Below are 17,492 nucleotides of genomic sequence, written 5' to 3' on the forward strand. Positions count from 1 at the left end.
TTGTTTCATCTTCGTTTCCAACAGCGGTGTAAATTTTCAGTGGTCCTGGCAGCGCCGTGAGCTGGCGTCACGTCTCCGCGGGCGCCATCGACCGCCGGGCGAGCCGGGCGAACCGCTCGGCGTCGGGAGTGCCGGGCTCGGCGGTGTAGACGATGATCCGGAGATCGCTGCCGGCCACGCTGAGAATGTCGCAGTCGAGCGTCATCGACCCCACCTCGGGATGGTCGAACGTCTTGCGCCCGCCCACCTGACGGTCGACCGTGCCCGAGTCCCACAACTCGGCGAAGCGCGGGCTGCCCGCCCGCAGCTCGGCGATCAGCTCCTTCAGCGCGCGGTCGGCGGGGTAGCGGCCCGCCGTGGTGCGCAGGTCGCCGGCCAGCGCCTCTTCGAAGTCGGCCTGCTCTTCGGGCGAGCGCCTGACCAGGGTGGAGCCCGTGCCCATGAAGACGCGCCACACGGCGTTGCGCTCGCGCCCGCGCCACTGCGCCGCATCGGGGACGAGTGCGGTGTACAGGGGGTTGGCCAGCAGCAGCGTCCAGGCCGCGTCGTGGACGGCGACAGCGGCGCCGTCGAGCCGGTCGATCATCCGCAGCACGCTGGGCGGGATCCTGACGGGCACCATGTCGGGCCCGGGCGGGGCGAGGCCCGCGGACTCGTACAGGTAGGCGCGCTCCTCGTCCGACAGGTGCAGCGCCCGCGCCAGCGCCTCGACGATCTGCGGCGAGGGGTTGGTGGCGTGGCCCTGCTCCAGGCGGACGACATAATCGACGGAGATGCCCGCGAGCGTCGCGAGCTCCTCGCGGCGCAACCCCGCGGTGCGGCGGTGACCTGTCGCGGGCAGCCCCACCGCCTCCGGTCGTATCCGCTCCCGCCAGCGGCGCACCGCCTGCCCGAACTCCTTCGCCATGGTGTCCAGTCTGCCCCTTCCTGGTACCGCGAGTCCCAGGAAAATGAGGGCTCTGGCTGCTCAGGAGCCGCGGACGCAGACTGTGAACATGACAACGACACTGATCACAGGAGCCAACAAGGGTCTCGGTTACGAGACCGCCCGCCGCCTCATCGAGGCCGGCCACACCGTCTACGTCGGCGCCAGGAACGCCGAGCGGGGCCGCCAGGCCGCCGAGCGGCTCGGCGCCCGGTTCGTGCAGATCGACGTGACCGACGACGACTCGGTCGCCAAGGCCGCCGCCGCCGTCGAGGCCGACGGCGGGCTCGACGTGCTCATCAACAACGCGGGCGTCGAGGAGCGCAAGCCGGACGGCGGCATCTACACGCCGGCCGAGGTGACCGGCGACATGATGTACCAGACGTTCAACACGAACGTCTTCGGCGTCGTACGGGTTCTCCACCACTTCCTGCCGCTGCTGCGCCGCTCGCAGCACCCCGTCGTGGTGAACCTGAGCAGCGGCCTGGCCTCGCTGACCACCGCCACCACCCCCGGGACGCCGGTGCACGCCTACCCCGGCGTGGCGTACCCGGCGTCCAAGGCCGCGGTCAACATGATCACGGTCCAGTTCGCCAAGGCGTTCCCCGAGATGCGGATCAACGCGGTCGAGCCCGGCTTCACCAAGACCGACCTCAACCACAACACCGGCATCCTGAGCGTCGAGGAAGGCGCCGAGATCATCGTGAAGATGGCGCAGGTGGGCCCCGACGGCCCGACCGGGGGTTACTTCAGCGCCAAGGGTCCGCTGCCCTGGTGACCCTCGGGTCAGCCGCAGGCGCAGGCGCCGCCGCCGCAGCACCCGCCGGCCATCGGCAGCAGCTCGACGGGAGCCGCCCTGCCCACCAGCTCGTAACCGGCCTCCGTCACGGCGGCGTCGATCAGCGCGTCGTCCACGGGGGCCTGGCTGGTGACGGTCACCGCCCCCGAGGCGACGTCGACCTCGACCGCGCTCACCCCGGCGATGGCGCTCACCTCCTCGGTCACGGCGCTGGCACAATGACCGCAGGTCATGCCCTTGACCTGGTACGTGGCCACGGTCATGCGAACACTCCTTCCTCATCGTCTCCTTTGACGGCACTCTATACCCCCTAGGGGTAAAGACGCATACATGGGTCCCCCACGGAAAGAGGGGTGGAAACACGCCGCACAAGGGGGTTCTCATGCTGGACGGCAAGACCATCGCCTTTCTGGTGGCACCCGAGGGAGTCGAGCAGGTGGAGCTCACCGAGCCGTGGAAGGCGGTCAAGCAGGCCGGCGGCACGCCCAGGCTGGTCTCCACCCGCCACGGCCGGATCCAGGCGTTCCACCACCTGGACAAGGCCGACCACTTCGCCGTCGACGAGATCGTCACGGAGGCCGATCCCGCCACCTACGACGGCCTGGTGCTGCCCGGGGGCGTCGCCAACCCGGACTTCCTGCGCCTGTCGCCGGAGGCCGTGGGCTTCGTCCGGGCCTTCGCCGAGGCGGGCAAGCCGGTGGCGGCCATCTGCCACGCGCCGTGGACGCTCATCGAGGCCGGCGTCGTACGCGGGCGCACGCTCACCTCGTGGCCGAGCCTGCAGACCGACCTGCGCAACGCCGGGGCGACGTGGGTGGACAAGGAGGTCGTGGTCGACACCGAAGGTCCGGGACCGCTGGTGACCAGCCGCAAACCGGACGACCTCAAGGCGTTCTGCCAGGCCGTCACCGACGTGTTCGGCGAACGCTGACCGGCCGCCGGGGGTGGCCCGCCCGCGCGGAAGGGCCGCCCCGGGCGAGGTCGAAACCGTCTCGTAACGCCTTGTCCCCTGGGGGGAAATGGTCTAGACGTAGACCATAAGGAGCGTCCTCCGCCCCCAGGGAGAGCTCATGACAACAGAAGAGGATTCCAGGAGGCTGGCCGAGCTCGGCTACAAGCAGGAACTGGCCCGCACCTGGAGCGGTTTCTCCAACTTCGCGATCTCCTTCTCGATCATCTCGATCCTGGCCGGCTGTTTCACGACCTTCGGGCAAGCCTGGAACAACGGCGGCCCCATCGCCATCTCCTGGGGCTGGCCCCTGATCTCCCTGTTCATCCTCATCATCGGCTTCTGCATGTCGGAGCTGGTCTCGGCGTACCCGACGGCGGGCGGCATCTACTGGTGGGCCGCCAAGCTCGGCGGGCCGGTCCACGGCTGGTTCACCGGCTGGCTCAACCTCATCGGCCTCATCGCGGTCACCGCGTCGGTGGACTACGGCTGCGCCACGTTCCTCAACATCACGCTCAACCGGCTGACCGGCGGCGCGTGGGAGGGCACGCTCCCCCAGGCGTTCATGCTCTTCGTGATCGTCCTGGCGCTGCACGCGCTGATCAACATCTTCAGCCACAGGCTGATCTCGCTGCTGCAGAACATCTCCGTCTGGTGGCACGTGGCCGGCGCCGCGATCGTCGTCGCCATCCTCGTCTTCGCCCCCAGTGAGCACCAGTCGGCGGGCTTCGTCTTCTTCGGCACCAACAACACCTCGGGCTTCGGCGACGGCTCGACCGGCCTGACCTTCTGGCTGTACGTGCTGCCGCTCGGCTTCCTGCTCACCCAGTACACGATCACCGGGTTCGACGCCTGCGCCCACGTGTCGGAAGAGACGCAGGGCGCGGCCAGGACCGCCGCGCGCGGCCTGTGGCAGTCGATCTTCTACTCGGCGATCGGCGGCTGGATCCTGCTGCTCGCGTTCCTGTTCGCCGCCACCGACGTGGACGAGCTGAACGCCCAGGCCGGCTTCGTCGGCGCCATCTTCGAGACCGCGCTGTCCTCCCCGGCGGCCACCGCGATCTTCGCGATCTCCACCATCGGGCAGTTCTTCTGCGGGATGAGCTGCGTGACCTCGATGTCGCGCATGACGTACGCGTTCGCCCGCGACGGCGCCGTGCCCGGCTGGCGGCTGTGGTCGAAGGTGGACCGCAACCGCACCCCGGTCAACGCCATCGTGGCCGGGTGCACCGTCGCCGCCCTCATCACGCTGCCCGCGCTCTACGCGCCTCCCGGGCTGACCACGCCCGTCGCGTTCTACGCCGTCGTCTCGATCGCGGTCATCGGCCTCTACCTGGCCTTCCTCATCCCGATCTGGCTGCGGCTGCGCATGGGCGATGCGTTCCAGCCGGGCCCGTGGACGCTGGGCCGCAAGTACAAGGTGCTGTGCTGGATCGCCTGCGTCGAGATCGTGATCGTCTCCGTCTACTTCATCATGCCGTTCTCGCCGGAAGGCGTGCCGGGCGATCCCGCGTTCACCTGGACCTCGGTCAACTACGCGCCCGTCGCGGTGGGCATCGTGCTCATCGGGATCGCGCTGTGGTGGGCGCTGTCGGCCCGCCACTGGTTCACCGGGCCGCGCCGCACGGTGGACGACGAGAACCTCGTGTCCTGACATGAAGACGCCCGGGAGCCATCGGCGGTCCCCCGGGCGTTCCCCGTTCAGCTGCGGCTCAGCCGGCCCAGCTCAGCCGATCCGTCGGCCACAGGCGGGTGTCCGCCTCGCGCTTGAGCACGTTCTCCTCAGGCGTGCCCACCGCGCAGCGGGTGCCGTGCGGCGGAACCTTCAGCGAGATCAGGTACTCGTCGAAGATGTCCGTCTGGCACTTGTCCTTGCCGTAGATGCGGTGGCCCCATCCCTCGTACGTGAGCAGCACCGCCTTCGGGCCGAGCTGGCGGGCCGCGTTGGCCGACCAGATCCACGGCGTGGCGGGGTCGTGCAGCGAGTTGCCGAGCAGCAGCGGCGCGTCACCCGTGTACCGCAGCTCGTGCGGCGGGTTCGTCGTCTTGTAGTTCATGCAGATCGGCAGGTCGTCGATCGGGTACGGGTGGTACCGCGTGTCGGGCGCCAGCGCGTTGGAGGCCTTCATCAGCGCGGCGTACTCGGCGTAGTTGCGCACCCGGAGGTTGTAGTCCTGGCACAGGATCGTGGTCGGCAGCTCGGCCACGTCGCCCTCCACCGGCCCCCGGCCGGGCAGCGGCGGCACCCAGTCGGGCTCGGGCCCGCCGTTCAGCCAGTTGATGGTCTGGCTGAGCGTCACCCAGTCGGGCCCCTCGTTGCCCAGCGCGGCGTTGTAGATGACCTGCAGCTCCGTCATCTTCGTGCCGGTGCTCGGGTAGATCAGCTCGCCCCGCTGAGCCTTCTCCCGCAGGTTCTTCCAGATCGCCCGGATGTCCTGGCCGTGCAGGACGCAGCTCGGCTCCTGCTCGCACCAGCCGACGAACTGGTCGAAGGCGTCCTCGACGGCGACGGCCTCCGTCGCCAGGAAGCCCGCCACGTCGAGGCTGTGGTCCATGTTGCTGTCCAGCCCCAGCGCGCGGACGCGGTCGGGGAACAGCTCGGCGTACATCTGGCCGATCAGCGTGCCGTAGGAGATGCCGTAGTAGGTGAGCTTCTCCTCGCCGAGCGCCTCGCGCAGGGCGTCCATGTCGCGGGCGACGTCCGTGGAGTCGACGTGGTCGTACAGCGGGCCGGTGCGCTCACGGCAGTCCTGGTGCAGGCGCTTGGTGAAGGCGTCCCACGCCTCGAATTCGGCCTGGCTCTTGATGACCGTGTGCGGCATCTGGTTGTAGACCGACGCCGAGCAGATCACCGGGTGGCTGCGGCCCACGCCCCGGGGGTCGAAGCCGACGATGTCGAAGTGGCGCTGGAGCTCCTCGGTGTAGGAGCCGGGGGCGCCGTACACGGCCTCGACGCCCGAGCCGCCGGGGCCGCCGGGGTTGATGACCAGCGAGCCGATCCTGGCGTCGGGGTCGGTGGCCTTGCGGCGGGCGACCGCGATGTCGACGGTCGGGCCGTCCGGCTGCGACCAGTCGATGGGCACGGTCAGCGTGCCGCACTCGGCAGACGGCTCCTCCTCGCACGGAGCCCAGGTGATGGTGCGCGCTGGCTGCGTCACCTCGGCACTGGCGGCCGGGACGGGCGACAGCGTCGCCACCGCCACTAAGGCGGCGGCGAGCAGGGTGAACCTTCTTCGCACGATGCTCCAATCTTCGATCGATCCCCCGTTGGGGCGTGCGACGAAGATGGATCATCGCGGATTTGGCGTTATGTGCGCGACGAAATTACCGAAGTTCCCTACTTCGTAATGACTTATCGCGTCAAGAGGCTTCGAATGCCTCTGCCACCACCTTGCGGACCTCGTCCATGTCCGCGCTGCCCATCTCGCGCTTGAGCGAGGTCATGTCCACATCGGGCATCCCGCACGCGACCGCCCAGCTCCACGGCGTCAGGTCGCCGTCGACGTTGAGCGCGAACCCGTGGCTGGTGACGCCCCGGCTCTGGCGCATGCCGATCGAGATGATCTTGCGTCCGGTCTCCACCGTCCACACGCCGGTCAGCAGCTCCGAGCCCGGCGGCGTGTCGCGGCGCTCGGCCGGCAGCCCGAGCTTGCCCAGCGCCTCCACCAGCCGCAGCTCCACCTCGCGCACGTAGTCGACGATGCCCTCGCCCTCGTCCAGCTTGACGATGAGGTAGCCGACGAGCTGGCCGGGCCCGTGATAGGTGAGCTGGCCGCCGCGACCGGTCTCGACCACGGGGATGCCGTGGGAGGGGTCGGGCAGGTGCTCGGCCGGGGTGCGTCGCCCGATCGTGTAGACGGAGGGATGGCTCAGCAGCCAGAGCGTGTCCGGCCGCTCCTCCCGTTGGCGCTGCCCGACGAGGTCGGTCATGCGCTCCATAGCCTGGTCGTATTCGACGAGCTCATCCTGGATGAGCGTCAGCGGCCTTGCCCTCATGTTTCTGAGGATATGCCCGGCCCTTGACTGGCGACGCCGCAGGTAGGCCCGCTTTTACCCGCTGTGGGCCGCCACCCACTCGTCCACCAGCTCGCAGAGCCGGTCCAGCGCCTCTTCCACCCGCTCGCGCTCGCCCGTGGTGAGGAAGTCGATCTGCAGCCCGGTGTACGCCGAGTTCGCCAGCGTCGAGATCCGCGTCGCCTCCGGCTCCGGCACGCCGCGATCGCGCAGCAGCCCGGCCACGAACTCCGACCGGTCGGCCAGCAGCCTCGGCACGTGCCCGCGCAGCTTGCCTGCCGCCGCGAGCCCTTCGATCTCGTGGATGAGCCGGGCGATCGGCACGTTCTCCTCGCGGGACTGCCAGTCCCACGTACGGCGGATGATCGTGCCCACGCTCTCGGAGCCCGACCAGCCCGGCAGACCGCGCAGCCAGGCGCGGTGGCGCTCGTCGAGGCGCTCCATGGTGGCCGACAGCAGCTCTTCCTTGTCGGCGAAGTGGTGGGTGAGCACGCGGGTGGACTTGCCCAGGTGCTGGGCCAGCGGGCGCATGGACAGCGTGGAGAGGCCGTGGTCGGCCAGGTAGTCGATGATCTGGTCGAGCAGCTCGCCGCGGCGGTGCGGATCGGCGGTCCTGGCCATGGCTGTTTCCCTTTGACGCCATTGAGGTGACGACTGTTACCCTACCGGGGAAACGACTGTTACCTTTATTCCGGGGGATACCCATGTCCATCGGCGTACGCCGGCGTGCCCTCCTGCCCGCGTGGCTGCTCGCGCTGACCTTCACCACCTTCACGTTCGCCACCGACGACTACGTGATCGCCGGGGTGCTGCCCGCGCTCTCCGCCGGACTCGGGGTGAGCGAGGCCATGGGCGGGCAGCTCGTCACCGCCTTCTCGCTGGCGTTCGCGCTGGCCGCCCCCGTGGCGTCGGTGGTGACCGCCACCTGATCGAGGCGGGCGCTGCTGGCCTGCGCGCTGAGCCTGTTCGCGGCGGCCAACGCGGCGGCGGCCTTCACCGGCTCGTACGCGGTGCTGCTCGGCCTGCGCGTGCTGGCCGCCGTGGCCGCCGCCGCCGTCGTTCCCGCCGCGTACGCGATCGCCACCTCCGCGGCCCCCGAGGGGCGGCAGGGGAGCTACTTGGCGCTGGTGATGGGCGGGCTGACCGGGTCGCTGACGTTCGGCGTGCCGCTCGGCACGTGGGTGGGCGGCGCGTTCGGCTGGCAGGCCACGTTCGGGCTGGGCGCGGTGCTCGGGCTCGCCGCGCTGGCGGCGGTCATGGCCACGCTGCCCGACCTGCCGCCGCAGCCCGCCATGCCGATCAGGCAGCGCCTCGCCCCGCTGGCCCGGCCTGAGGTGCTGCTCGGCCTGCTCGGGATCGTCGCGATCGTGCTGGGCAGCATGATGGTGCTGAGCTATCTCGCCCCGTTCCTGCGCGACCTGGCCGGCGCCGGGCCGGTCGAGATGGGCTGGGTGTTCGTGCTCGCCGGTCTGGCCGGCCTCGCCGGCGGCCGGCTCGGCGGCAGGGCGGCCGACCGGTGGGGCGCGAGCCGGGCGATGACCGCGGGCGTGGCCGCGTTCGCGGCGGTGATGGCCGCCCTCACCTTCTGCCAGATCCTGCGGCCGGTGCCGCTGCTCGCCCTGCTGCCGCTGCTGCTGCTCTGGGCGGGCGCGTCGTGGTGGATCCCGCCGCCCGCGCAGGCCCGCATGATCGCCCTCGCCGGCCCGGCGGCGCCGCAGGCGCTCGCGCTCAACAGCAGCGCCGTCTACGTGGGCGTGTCCTGCGGTGCCGCGCTCGGCGGGCTCGTGCTGGAGACGTACGGCAGCGGCTGGTTGCCCGCCGCCGCGGTCTGCGTGGAGCTGGCCGCGCTCGCGCTCTTCCGCGCGGCCGACCGCGGGCGCGCCGGCGCTATGCCGCCCGGTAGCCCTTCGGCTCCTCGGGGATGAGGATCCACATGGCGACGTAGACGACCCAGAGCGGGCCTGGGATGAGCGACAGCAGCAGCCAGAGAATGCGGACGAGCGTCGGCGGCAGGCCCAGCTTGTCGGCGATGCCGCCGCAGACGCCGGCCAGGATCCTGTGCTCTCGTGAGCGGTACATGGTGTGTTCCTTCGTCGTGGTGTGTCGTCCTACGTGAGAAACGGACGGCAACGCGGATCAGATCCTCTCAGGACCCTGAGAAAACCCTGACAGGGTCAGCCACTTCTCTGCCATGCCCAGATGGCGGCTGGTCAGACCCTCCGCCGGGTCCACGTGAACGAGGAGGAAATTCTCCAGACCCTGATGGACCCTGAGGTACTCCTCGTCCTCCGCCCACACCTGATCGTCGAACCAGACGAAAGGCCGCCGCCCGACGTACGCGGCCACATGCGGCGTCTTGAACATCTCCCCGTGCTCGCTCGGCGCGTCGGGGCTCATCGGAATCATCGGAAGCGTGGGCAGCCCGATGCGCGGCGCGATCCACTCGTTGGCGTGGTGCTCCCACGTGGTGGCCCACACCAGCTCGGACCCGGTGTTCAAGGCCAGCTCCAGCAGGCGGCGGCCGTGGGCCGGGTTGAGGTGCACGGTGTAGACCTCGGCGCCGATCGTGCAGCGGTATCGGCGGTAACCGGCGGCGGCCGGGCCCATGGGGTTCAGCACGCCGTCCACGTCGAGCAGCAGCAGTGGCTTCACGACGCCGCTCCCGCCCTGTGCTGCTGGGGGCTGACCCCGCGTACGCGCTTGAACGCCGCGCTGAGCGCGAACGGGCTGCCGTACCCGACCTTCCTCGCCACGGAGCCGATCGTCGCGCCGGGCTCGCGCAGCAGGTCGGCGGCCAGGGCCAGCCGCCAGCCGGTGAGGAACGCCATCGGCGGCTCGCCCACCAGCTCGGTGAAGCGCCGCGCCAGCGAGGCCCGCGACACGCCGACCTCGGCGGCCAGCGAGGCGACCGTCCACGGGCGGGCCGGGTCGTTGTGCAGCAGGCGCATGGCCTTGCCGACCACGGGATCGCCCATCGCGCGGTACCAGCCCGGCGCCTCGTTCGCGGCGAAGTGGGCCCGTACCACCGCGATGAGCAGCAGGTCGAGCAGCCGGTCGAGGACGGCCTCCTGGCCCGGCTCGTCCTTGACGATCTCGGCGCCCATCAGCGTGGCCAGCGGGCCGCCCGGCTGCACGATGAGCCGGGGCAGCGCGTCCAGCAGCCGCCTGCTGACCTCGCCCTCCATCGTGTAGGTGCCGGTGAGCAGCACGGTCTGGCCGTCGCGGTCGTTGCCCCACGTGCGCACGCCGAGGTCCATGGACTGGTAGAGGGCTTCACCGTCGACGGTGGTGCAGCGCTGGCCGGGGTGGATGACGATCTGCGGCGCCGTCGCCGGGTCGTCGGCCACCGTGTACGGCTCGGGCCCCCGCACGACCGCCACCTGCCCGGCCTGGAGGCGTACGGGCTCGGCGCCGTCGAACGTGATCCACGACTCGCCCCGCACCTGTGTGACCACCGACAGCGGAGCCTCGTCCTGGATGCGCAGGGACCACGGCGGGTCGAGGATCGAGCGCAGGAGGAAGGCGCCGCGAGCTCTGGGGCCGTCGAGCAGCGCCGCGAGCTGATCCATGGGTCAAGACGATGGCACAAGCGTTTGTGCCTGCTCAACCAAAGGGGCCGCGGCCGGCATGGCCGCCCCCGGCGGCCTGCGCGAGGGGCGCCGCCCCGGCTTCGGCAGGACGAGCGGGCGCTCCGGCCGCCGGGCGAACGCGAGGCGGCGAGCGGGCCCGACCGAGGCGAACACACGGACAATTCTGGGTGAACAGTGCGTATCACCATCGCTGCGACGTGCGATCCCCGCAGGTCAGAGCGCCGCGAAAGCGATCACGCGGCCCCCGATTCCGCTAGCCTCACCCTCACACTCGCAGCGTCCACGGAAGGTGTCGTCGTGATCGGCTGGCTGGAAGCGGTGGTTCTGGGGCTGGTCCAGGGGCTCACGGAGTTCCTGCCGATCTCCTCCAGCGCTCACGTCCGCGTGGTCTCCGCTTTCGCCCAGTGGCCGGACCCGGGGGCGGCGTTCACGGCGGTCATCCAGCTCGGCACGGAGGCGGCCGTGCTCATCTACTTCCGCCAGGAGATCTGGGAGATCATCTCCACCTGGACGCGCTCGCTGTTCGTCAAGGACCTGCGCGGCCACTGGGCGGCCCGCATGGGCTGGTACGTCATCGCCGGCACCATCCCCATCGCCGTGCTCGGCCTGACGCTCAAGGACCAGATCGAGACCACGTTCCGGGACCTGCGGCTGGTCGGCACCACGCTCATCGTGTTCGCGATCATCCTGTGGTTCGCCGACCGCACCGCGCGCAACAAGCTGACGCTGGAGAAGCACCTCAACGTCACCCACGCGGTCATCTACGGCTTCGCCCAGTCGCTCGCCCTGATCCCCGGCGTCTCGCGCTCCGGCGGCACCGTGACCGCCGGCCTGCTGCTCGACTACCGCCGCGAGGACGCGGCGAAATACTCGTTCCTGCTGGCCATCCCCGCCGTGCTGGCCTCGGGGGCGCTGGAGCTGACCGAGATCGGCGAGGGCCCGGCCCCCGACTGGGGGCCGACCATCCTCGCCACGCTCATCTCGTTCGGCGTCGGCTACGCGGCGGTCGCCTGGTTCCTGCGCTACATCAGCACCCACCGCTTCACCGGGTTCGTGATCTACCGCATCGTGCTCGGCTTCTTCGTCATCCTGGCCGTCACGCTGGGATGGATTCCCGCTCAGGGCTGACCGCCGGGCGGTAGGTGGCCAGCGTGAAGAGCGCCGCGACCAGACCGATGCCGACCGCCAGCACGATCACGCCGGTGCGCCCGTACGCCTCCAGCGCCACGCCGCCGGCCAGCCCGGCCACCACCAGGCCGAGGTACTGCGCCGACGCCAGCAGGCCGAGCCCGATCGAGACGTTGCCCGGCACCACCGCGACCGTCCTGAACTGCTGGGCGGGAGCCACCATCCAGCCGCTCACGCCCCACAGGAAGCCCCACACGAGAGCGACGGGCAGCGCGAGGTTCGCGACGGGGATCAGGGCCATGAACACCAGGACGGCGGTCATGCCCGTGAAGACCATGCGGCGCGGGCCGTACACGTCGGTGAGCCGCCCGCCGAGCATGTTGCCCGCGATGCCGCCGAGTCCCCACGCCCACAGCACGGCGGGCAGCGGCAGGTCGAGCAGCGAGCCGATGTAGGTGTAGGCGGTGAACCCGGTGCCGAACACCAGCAGCTGCGTCACCAGCACCGCCACGACCCGGCGGTCGCGCAGCGGCCGCAACCGCTCGCTCAGCCGTCCCGACGCCTCGATACGGACGTCGGGCACCAGCGCCGCCACTCCGGCCAGGCCGAGCACGCCGAGCCCGGCGACCGCCCACAGCGTGGCCCGCCAGCTCACCGCCTCGCCCAGCCACGTGCCGAGCGGCACGCCCAGGGCGGACGACACGGTCAGCCCGCCCATCACCAGCGCGAGCGCCCGGCCTCGCCGCTCGGGGGTGCTGAGCGCGCTGGCGACGGCCGACGAGGTGGGCGTGAAGACCGCCGCCCCCGCCGCGGCCACCACCCTGGTCAGCAGGACCAGCGGGTACGTCGGCGCCAGCGCGGCCAGCGCGCTGCCCGCCACGAACACCGCCATGGCCAGCAACAGGAGCGTCCGGCGCGACATTTTCGCGGTCAGCGCGGCCAGCACGGGGGACAGCACGGCGTAGGCGAGGGCGAAGACCGTCATGAGCTGCCCCGCCGCCGACCGGGGCACCTCAAGGTCGGCGGAGATGGGCGCGAGCAGGCCGGCGGTGACGAACATGCCGGTCCCGATGGCGAAATTTCCGGCGGCCAGTGCGTAGAGCCGTGAACGCATAGGGGCCTCCTGCACTACGAAAGTTGGATGCCCATCAAACTGACGTATAGTTGGATTGTTGTCAAACCATGCGATGGAGGTAGGGTTTTCCCATGCGCCTGCTTCCTCAGCCCGCCGCGGAGAACATCCAGCTCACCGAGGTGCTGCGGGCGCTCAGCGACCCCGTACGCCTGGAGATCGCGGTCCGCCTGGCCGCCGCCGGTCAGATGAGCTGCACCGTCGCCGGCGACTCCCTCGGGATCCACAAATCGACCGCCTCGCACCACTTCCGCACGCTGCGCGAGGCCGGCGTGATCAGCACGGAGCGCGACGGGCGGCAGAAGGTCATGAGCCTGCGCTGGGACGACCTGGAGGCCCGCTTCCCCGGCCTCCTCCCCGCCATCCTCGCCGCCGCCTCGCTGACCACCCACCTCGGCGGCCCCGCCGCACCCGCCCGGGGCGAACCCGCCGTATCCCGCTGACGAGCCACCGCACATGCCCGCTTCCCACGCAGCCATGACAGACCTGCCGATCAACGGCGTGCTGCCGGAACTGCTGAGCGTCCTCGACCGGCACGGCAGCGCGGTGCTGACCGCGCCGCCCGGCACCGGCAAGACCACCGTGGTGCCGACGGCGCTGGCGGAGGCGGGCCTGCGGGTCCTGGTGGCCGAGCCGCGCAGGCTCGCCGTACGCGCCGCCGCCCGCCGCATGGGCGTGAGCTACACGATCAGGGGCGAACGACACAAAGGCGCCAACCCCATGGTCGAGGTCGTCACCACCGGCGTCCTGCTCCAGCGCCTCCAGCGGGACCAGGAGCTGTCCGGTGTGGACGCGGTCATCCTCGACGAATGCCACGAACGCCACCTCGACGCCGACACCGCGCTCGCGTTCCTCCTCGACGTACGCGACACCCTCCGGCCCGACCTGCGGCTGCTGGCGACGTCCGCGACGGCCGACGCCGGGCCGTGGGCGCGGCTGATCGGCGGCCCCGTCGTCGCCGCCACCGGCGTCACCCACCCCGTGGAGACGATCTGGGCACCGCCGCCCCGCCCGGTCGCCCCGCCCCACGGCCTGCGCGTCGATCCCGTGCTGCTCGCCCACGTGGCCTCCGTGGTCCGCAGGGCGCTCGCGGAACGCGACGGCGACGTGCTGTGCTTCCTGCCCGGCGTGGCCGAGATCGCCAAGGTCGCCGGGATGCTGGCGGGCGACGCGGCGCAGGTGCTCCAGGTGCACGGCCAGGCGCCCGCCCACGTCCAGGACGCCGTGCTGTCCCCCGGCACCGGCCGCCGGGTGGTGCTCGCCACGTCGGTGGCCGAGTCGAGCCTGACCGTCCCGGGGGTGCGCGTGGTGGTGGACTCCGGGCTGGCCCGCGAACCCCGTACCGACCATGCGCGCGGCCTCGGCTCGCTCACCACGGTCAGGGTCTCGAAGGCGGCGGCCACCCAGCGCGCGGGACGCGCCGGCCGCGAGGCCCCCGGCACCGTCTACCGCTGCTGGAGCGAGGCCGACCACGCCCGGCTCGCCGACCACCCCCGCCCCGAGATCGCCCTCGCCGACCTCACCGGCTTCGCGCTCCAGGCCGCCTGCTGGGGCGACCCCGACGCCTCCGGACTCGCCCTCCTGGACCCGCCACCGCCCGCCGCGATGTCCGCCGCCACCCAGGTTCTCCACGCCCTCGGCGCCCTCGAACCCGCAACGTCCGCCGGCCCGGGCGCGCAGGCCGGCGGGGCGGCGCCGGGGAAGGCCGCTTGGCGGGTGACCGGGCGAGGGCGGCGGATGGCGCTGGCCGGGGTGCATCCCCGGCTGGCCCGCGCCCTGCTCGACCTCGGGCCCGACGCCGCCGACGTGGTGGCCCTGCTCTCGGAGCAGCTGCCCCGCGACGCCTCCGACGACCTGGTGGACGTCTGGCGCGCGGCCCGGCGCGGCGGCACCGGCTTCGCCGCCCGCTGGCGTCAGGAGGCCCGCCGCCTCCAGCGCACCGCCGCCGAGGCCCGACGCGCCGCCGGCCGGACCGGCGAAGGCGACCGGCCCGGCCACGAGACCAGGGGCAGGTCCGAAGACGAGGTGGCCGGGCTGGCGGTGGCCCTGGCGTTCCCCGAGCGGGTGGCGCGGCGGAGGGGCGGCGGGTACCTCATGGTGTCGGGCACGCAGGCACAGCTCCCCGAAGGCTCGAGGCTGCAGAGCGCGGAGTGGCTGGCGATCGCGGTGGCCGACCGCCCGACGGGCTCGGCGTCGGCGCGCATCAGGCAGGCCGTGGCGATCGACGAGACCATCGCCCGCCTGGCCGTGAGCACGACGGTCGAGGACGAGGTCGCCTGGCGGGTCCCGCCGGGCGAGCGGCGCGGCGACGTGTCGGCCCGCCGGGTGGAGCGGATGGGCGCGATCGAGCTGTCCGCCGCCCCGCTCAAGGACGCCGACGTACGCGAGGCCATCCTGTACGGCCTGCGCACCGAAGACGTCCTCACCTGGACGAAAGCCGCCGAAGACCTCAGGGACCGCCTGACGTTCTGCCACCGGGCGATCGGCGACCCCTGGCCGCCCACGGGCACCATGCAGGACCTCATCGACCTGGCCGACCAGTGGCTGGAGCCCGAGCTGTCCCGGGCCCGCCGCCGCGCCGACCTGGAGCGCATCGACGTGGCGAACGCGCTCAAACGCCTGATCCCGTGGAGCGAGCGCCTGGACCAGGTCGCCCCCGAACGCATCGAGGTGCCCAGCGGTTCGAGGATCCGGGTGGACTACTCGGGCGAGCAGCCGGTGCTGGCGGTGAAGCTGCAGGAGCTGTTCGGCTGGCAGGAGACACCGCGGATCGCGGGCGTGCCGGTGCTCGTGCACCTGCTCTCCCCCGCGGGCCGCCCGCTGGCGGTGACGGCGGACCTGGCGTCGTTCTGGCGCGAGGGTTATCGCCACGTACGTGCGGAAATGCGGGGCCGATACCCTAAGCACCCATGGCCGGAAGACCCCCTGACCGCCCAGCCGACGCGCCGTACGAAGTGATCGCGGCGGTCCGCGACAACGCCGCCTGGTGCGACCTGATGTGCCGGGCGCACGGCAGGCCCGGCACGTTCACGGACATGGCGTGGACCAGTCCCGTGCGCACGCCGCCCTACTACCCCGACGCGGTCACGCGCTCCCCGCTCGCCACGGCCGGCGACGTGCTGCCGCACATCGACGCCGGGCCCGGCGCGTCCGTCAAGGACAGCTTCGCCACGCTCGACCTGCCGGGCTTCGAGGTGCTGTTCGAGGCGCAGTGGATCCATCGGGCCGCGCCCGAGCCGGCCGGGACGTCCTGGCAGGTGGTCGAGGACGCCGCCACGCTCGCCGCCTGGGCGGCCGCCTGCGACCTGCCCGGCCTGTTCCCTCCGTCCCTGCTGACGCTCTCCACGGCCGGGACGACGGCCACCATCGTGTACGGCCGCACCGGCGACGCCGTCACCGAGGGCGCGGTGCTCACCGCGACCGGCGGCGTCGTCGGCGTCTCCAACGTGTTCGGCCCCGCCTCGGCCTGGGCGAACGTGATGGCCATGGCCGCGCGCCTCTTCCCCGGCCGCCCCCTGGTCGGCTACGAGAGCGACCCCTCAACCGCCCTCGCCCACGGCTTCACCACGACCGGCCCCCTCCGCGTCCTCCTCAAACCCTGACGATCCGGCCGCCTCACGCCCGCAGCCGCCCGGCTCGACAACGCGGGCAGCCACTCCGACGACACTGGCCGTCACAGCCGGGCGGCCTGCCCGGTGGCGCGGGCGAACGGTTCGGGGGCGGGTCAGGGGAGGAGGTCGTCGAGGGTGGGGTCGGTGAGGACGGCGTACCGTTCGCCGCCCACCCCCACGTCCTTGAACCCGCTGGACGTGGCGATGCACACCACGGGCCCGTCGAAGTCGCGCCGCAGCCGGCGCTGCCCGGCGAGCCCGGCGGCGCCGGACAACTCCTGCCACAGCCCGGCCCGCGCCAGGTCGCGCTGTGCCTTGCGCAGATCTTCGTCGGTGACGAGCACCGCCTCGCCGCCGCTGTCGCGTACGGCCACCACGCCCCGGTGCCCGCCGACCGGGCACGCCACCCCGTACGCGTCGGTGGGCCCGATCTCGACGATGGCGGCGGGCAGCCCGGCGGCCAGCGCTCTGGCGTGCGGGCCTCCGGCGGCGGTCTCGCAGGAGAACATGCGCGGCGTCCGGTCCGTCATCCCGAGCAGCCGCAGCTCGGTGAAGCCCTTCCACACGCCGTACAGCAGCTCGGCGTAGCCGGTGGGCGAGAACACGGCCGCGGGCACGGTGCCGAGCTGCAGGAACAGCTCGTACGCGATGGTCTTGTAGCCCTCGGGCCCGAACGGGTGCCCGGTGTGCGTCACGGTCTGGTTGCTGACGGGGTGGTAGCCCAGCTCGTCCACCACCTGCCGCAGCAGGGGCCAGCGCTTCTCGACGGGCACGGCGACGACTTTGGCGCCGTACGACCGCACGAACGCCTGCACGGCGGGCGGCGCGTCGCCGGTGAGCACGATGGCGGGCAGCCCGGCCCTGGCGGCGTAGGCGGCGGCGGAGGCGCCGTGGTTGCCGGAGGAGGCGACGACCACGCCGGGCGCGCCGCAGGCGACGGCGGCGCTGACGGTGACCCGGTTGAGCCGGTCTTTGTGCGACCAGGTGGGATTGCGTGACTCGTCCTTGATGTAGACGTCACCGAACTCGATCAGCGGTGTGCCGCCCTCGCCCAGGGTGGGCGCGTCGAGCGGCGGCAGCAGCGGCGACCAGCGCGCGATGTCCGGGCCCGGCTGCTGCTCGAAGAGGCTCCTGTCCACCTTCGCGTAGTCGTAGTCGACCTCCACCGGATAGGCCAGCTCGGCGGTGCTGGTCTTGGGGCACCCGCGGGTCAGCGGCGGGAAGAGCGGGAATTCGGCGGAGGGGTCGCCCAGGGAGCGCTGGCGGCGGGCAAGCGAAGGTCCGTTCACGGGCAAGGACCTTACCGAGCCTCGCAACGATCAGTGAAAAGCTGCACACTCTAGT

The 17,492-nt window shown here is 71.8% G+C and carries 19 protein-coding genes; 9 read left to right on the forward strand and 10 right to left on the reverse strand.

What is annotated here, in order from left to right; translation table 11 throughout:
- Positions 1-67: 67 nt before the first annotated feature.
- Entirely contained in the window at positions 68-907 is an 840-nt protein-coding gene (locus tag ACGFIM_RS14705; RefSeq protein WP_364062761.1) for a helix-turn-helix transcriptional regulator, read from the reverse strand.
- Between the two features lie 88 nt (positions 908-995).
- On the opposite strand from ACGFIM_RS14705, the gene ACGFIM_RS14710 reads away from it, so the two are divergent.
- On the forward strand, positions 996-1,703 hold the full coding sequence (locus ACGFIM_RS14710; RefSeq protein WP_393200167.1) for an SDR family NAD(P)-dependent oxidoreductase: 708 nt from the start codon (positions 996-998) through the stop codon (positions 1,701-1,703).
- 8 nt (positions 1,704-1,711) lie between these two features.
- Here ACGFIM_RS14710 and ACGFIM_RS14715 read toward each other — a convergent pair whose 3' ends face one another.
- Positions 1,712-1,987, reverse strand: a complete 276-nt coding sequence (locus ACGFIM_RS14715) for a heavy-metal-associated domain-containing protein (RefSeq protein ID WP_393200169.1) — start codon at positions 1,985-1,987, stop codon at positions 1,712-1,714.
- Positions 1,988-2,106: 119 nt separating this feature from the next.
- On the opposite strand from ACGFIM_RS14715, the gene ACGFIM_RS14720 reads away from it, so the two are divergent.
- Complete coding sequence (locus ACGFIM_RS14720; protein WP_393200171.1) at positions 2,107-2,655, forward strand: type 1 glutamine amidotransferase domain-containing protein; 549 nt, start codon at positions 2,107-2,109, stop codon at positions 2,653-2,655.
- 139 nt (positions 2,656-2,794) lie between these two features.
- Positions 2,795-4,327 (forward strand): amino acid permease, encoded by a 1,533-nt coding sequence (locus ACGFIM_RS14725; protein WP_393200173.1) that lies wholly within the window; start codon positions 2,795-2,797, stop codon positions 4,325-4,327.
- A 58-nt stretch (positions 4,328-4,385) separates the two neighbouring features.
- On the opposite strand, the gene ACGFIM_RS14730 is transcribed toward ACGFIM_RS14725, so the two are convergent.
- The 3 genes from ACGFIM_RS14730 to ACGFIM_RS14740 form a co-directional block, all read right to left on the reverse strand.
- On the reverse strand, positions 4,386-5,912 hold the full coding sequence (locus ACGFIM_RS14730) for an alpha/beta fold hydrolase (protein WP_393200175.1): 1,527 nt from the start codon (positions 5,910-5,912) through the stop codon (positions 4,386-4,388).
- A 121-nt stretch (positions 5,913-6,033) separates the two neighbouring features.
- A complete protein-coding gene (gene lipB / locus ACGFIM_RS14735; protein ID WP_378786023.1) occupies positions 6,034-6,669 on the reverse strand; it encodes a lipoyl(octanoyl) transferase LipB in 636 nt (211 codons plus the stop codon).
- A gap of 54 nt (positions 6,670-6,723) precedes the next feature.
- The gene (locus ACGFIM_RS14740; protein ID WP_364062740.1) at positions 6,724-7,308 is read right to left on the reverse strand and encodes a TetR/AcrR family transcriptional regulator; all 585 of its coding nucleotides are present in this window, start codon (positions 7,306-7,308) and stop codon (positions 6,724-6,726) included.
- An 83-nt stretch (positions 7,309-7,391) separates the two neighbouring features.
- Here ACGFIM_RS14740 and ACGFIM_RS14745 point away from each other — a divergent pair, with 83 nt between their 5' ends.
- The gene (locus tag ACGFIM_RS14745; RefSeq protein WP_393200178.1) at positions 7,392-7,616 is read left to right on the forward strand and encodes a hypothetical protein; all 225 of its coding nucleotides are present in this window, start codon (positions 7,392-7,394) and stop codon (positions 7,614-7,616) included.
- A gap of 15 nt (positions 7,617-7,631) precedes the next feature.
- On the forward strand, positions 7,632-8,612 hold the full coding sequence (locus tag ACGFIM_RS14750; RefSeq protein WP_393202556.1) for an MFS transporter: 981 nt from the start codon (positions 7,632-7,634) through the stop codon (positions 8,610-8,612).
- On the opposite strand, the gene ACGFIM_RS14755 is transcribed toward ACGFIM_RS14750, so the two are convergent.
- Genes ACGFIM_RS14755 through ACGFIM_RS14765 form a run of 3 tightly spaced genes read right to left on the reverse strand, consistent with a single transcriptional unit; the run spans position 8,575 to position 10,256 of the window.
- A complete protein-coding gene (locus tag ACGFIM_RS14755; RefSeq protein WP_364062734.1) occupies positions 8,575-8,766 on the reverse strand; it encodes a PspC domain-containing protein in 192 nt (63 codons plus the stop codon). The two genes, ACGFIM_RS14750 and ACGFIM_RS14755, sit on opposite strands and share 38 nt — an antisense overlap.
- Before the next feature lie 57 nt (positions 8,767-8,823).
- A complete protein-coding gene (locus ACGFIM_RS14760; RefSeq protein ID WP_393200180.1) occupies positions 8,824-9,339 on the reverse strand; it encodes an HAD domain-containing protein in 516 nt (171 codons plus the stop codon).
- Complete coding sequence (locus ACGFIM_RS14765; RefSeq protein ID WP_393200182.1) at positions 9,336-10,256, reverse strand: AraC family transcriptional regulator; 921 nt, start codon at positions 10,254-10,256, stop codon at positions 9,336-9,338. Before ACGFIM_RS14765 ends, ACGFIM_RS14760 begins: the two co-directional genes overlap by 4 nt.
- A gap of 318 nt (positions 10,257-10,574) precedes the next feature.
- On the opposite strand from ACGFIM_RS14765, the gene ACGFIM_RS14770 reads away from it, so the two are divergent.
- Entirely contained in the window at positions 10,575-11,405 is an 831-nt protein-coding gene (locus tag ACGFIM_RS14770) for an undecaprenyl-diphosphate phosphatase (RefSeq protein ID WP_393200184.1), read from the forward strand.
- Here ACGFIM_RS14770 and ACGFIM_RS14775 read toward each other — a convergent pair.
- Complete coding sequence (locus ACGFIM_RS14775) at positions 11,374-12,519, reverse strand: MFS transporter (RefSeq protein WP_393200186.1); 1,146 nt, start codon at positions 12,517-12,519, stop codon at positions 11,374-11,376. The genes ACGFIM_RS14770 and ACGFIM_RS14775 overlap by 32 nt on opposite strands.
- A gap of 92 nt (positions 12,520-12,611) precedes the next feature.
- Here ACGFIM_RS14775 and ACGFIM_RS14780 point away from each other — a divergent pair, with 92 nt between their 5' ends.
- Genes ACGFIM_RS14780 through ACGFIM_RS14790 form a run of 3 tightly spaced genes read left to right on the forward strand, consistent with a single transcriptional unit; the run spans position 12,612 to position 16,139 of the window.
- Positions 12,612-12,980 carry an ArsR/SmtB family transcription factor gene (locus ACGFIM_RS14780; RefSeq protein ID WP_393200188.1) on the forward strand — a complete coding sequence of 123 codons (369 nt, stop codon included), beginning with the start codon at positions 12,612-12,614 and terminating at the stop codon, positions 12,978-12,980.
- A gap of 34 nt (positions 12,981-13,014) precedes the next feature.
- Positions 13,015-15,495, forward strand: coding sequence for an ATP-dependent helicase HrpB (gene hrpB, locus ACGFIM_RS14785; RefSeq protein ID WP_393200190.1), 2,481 nt, complete (start codon positions 13,015-13,017; stop codon positions 15,493-15,495).
- The gene (locus ACGFIM_RS14790) at positions 15,447-16,139 is read left to right on the forward strand and encodes a hypothetical protein (RefSeq protein WP_393200192.1); all 693 of its coding nucleotides are present in this window, start codon (positions 15,447-15,449) and stop codon (positions 16,137-16,139) included. The genes hrpB and ACGFIM_RS14790 overlap by 49 nt, the downstream gene beginning before the upstream one ends.
- Positions 16,140-16,261: 122 nt before the next feature.
- Here the strand turns inward: ACGFIM_RS14790 and ACGFIM_RS14795 are convergent, their stop codons facing one another.
- A complete protein-coding gene (locus ACGFIM_RS14795; RefSeq protein WP_393200194.1) occupies positions 16,262-17,437 on the reverse strand; it encodes a pyridoxal-phosphate dependent enzyme in 1,176 nt (391 codons plus the stop codon).
- Between the last annotated feature and the right edge of the window lie 55 nt (positions 17,438-17,492).

This window comes from Nonomuraea sp. NPDC049309 (assembly GCF_043196965.1).
Classification (GTDB): Bacteria; Actinomycetota; Actinomycetes; order Streptosporangiales; family Streptosporangiaceae; genus Nonomuraea; species Nonomuraea fastidiosa.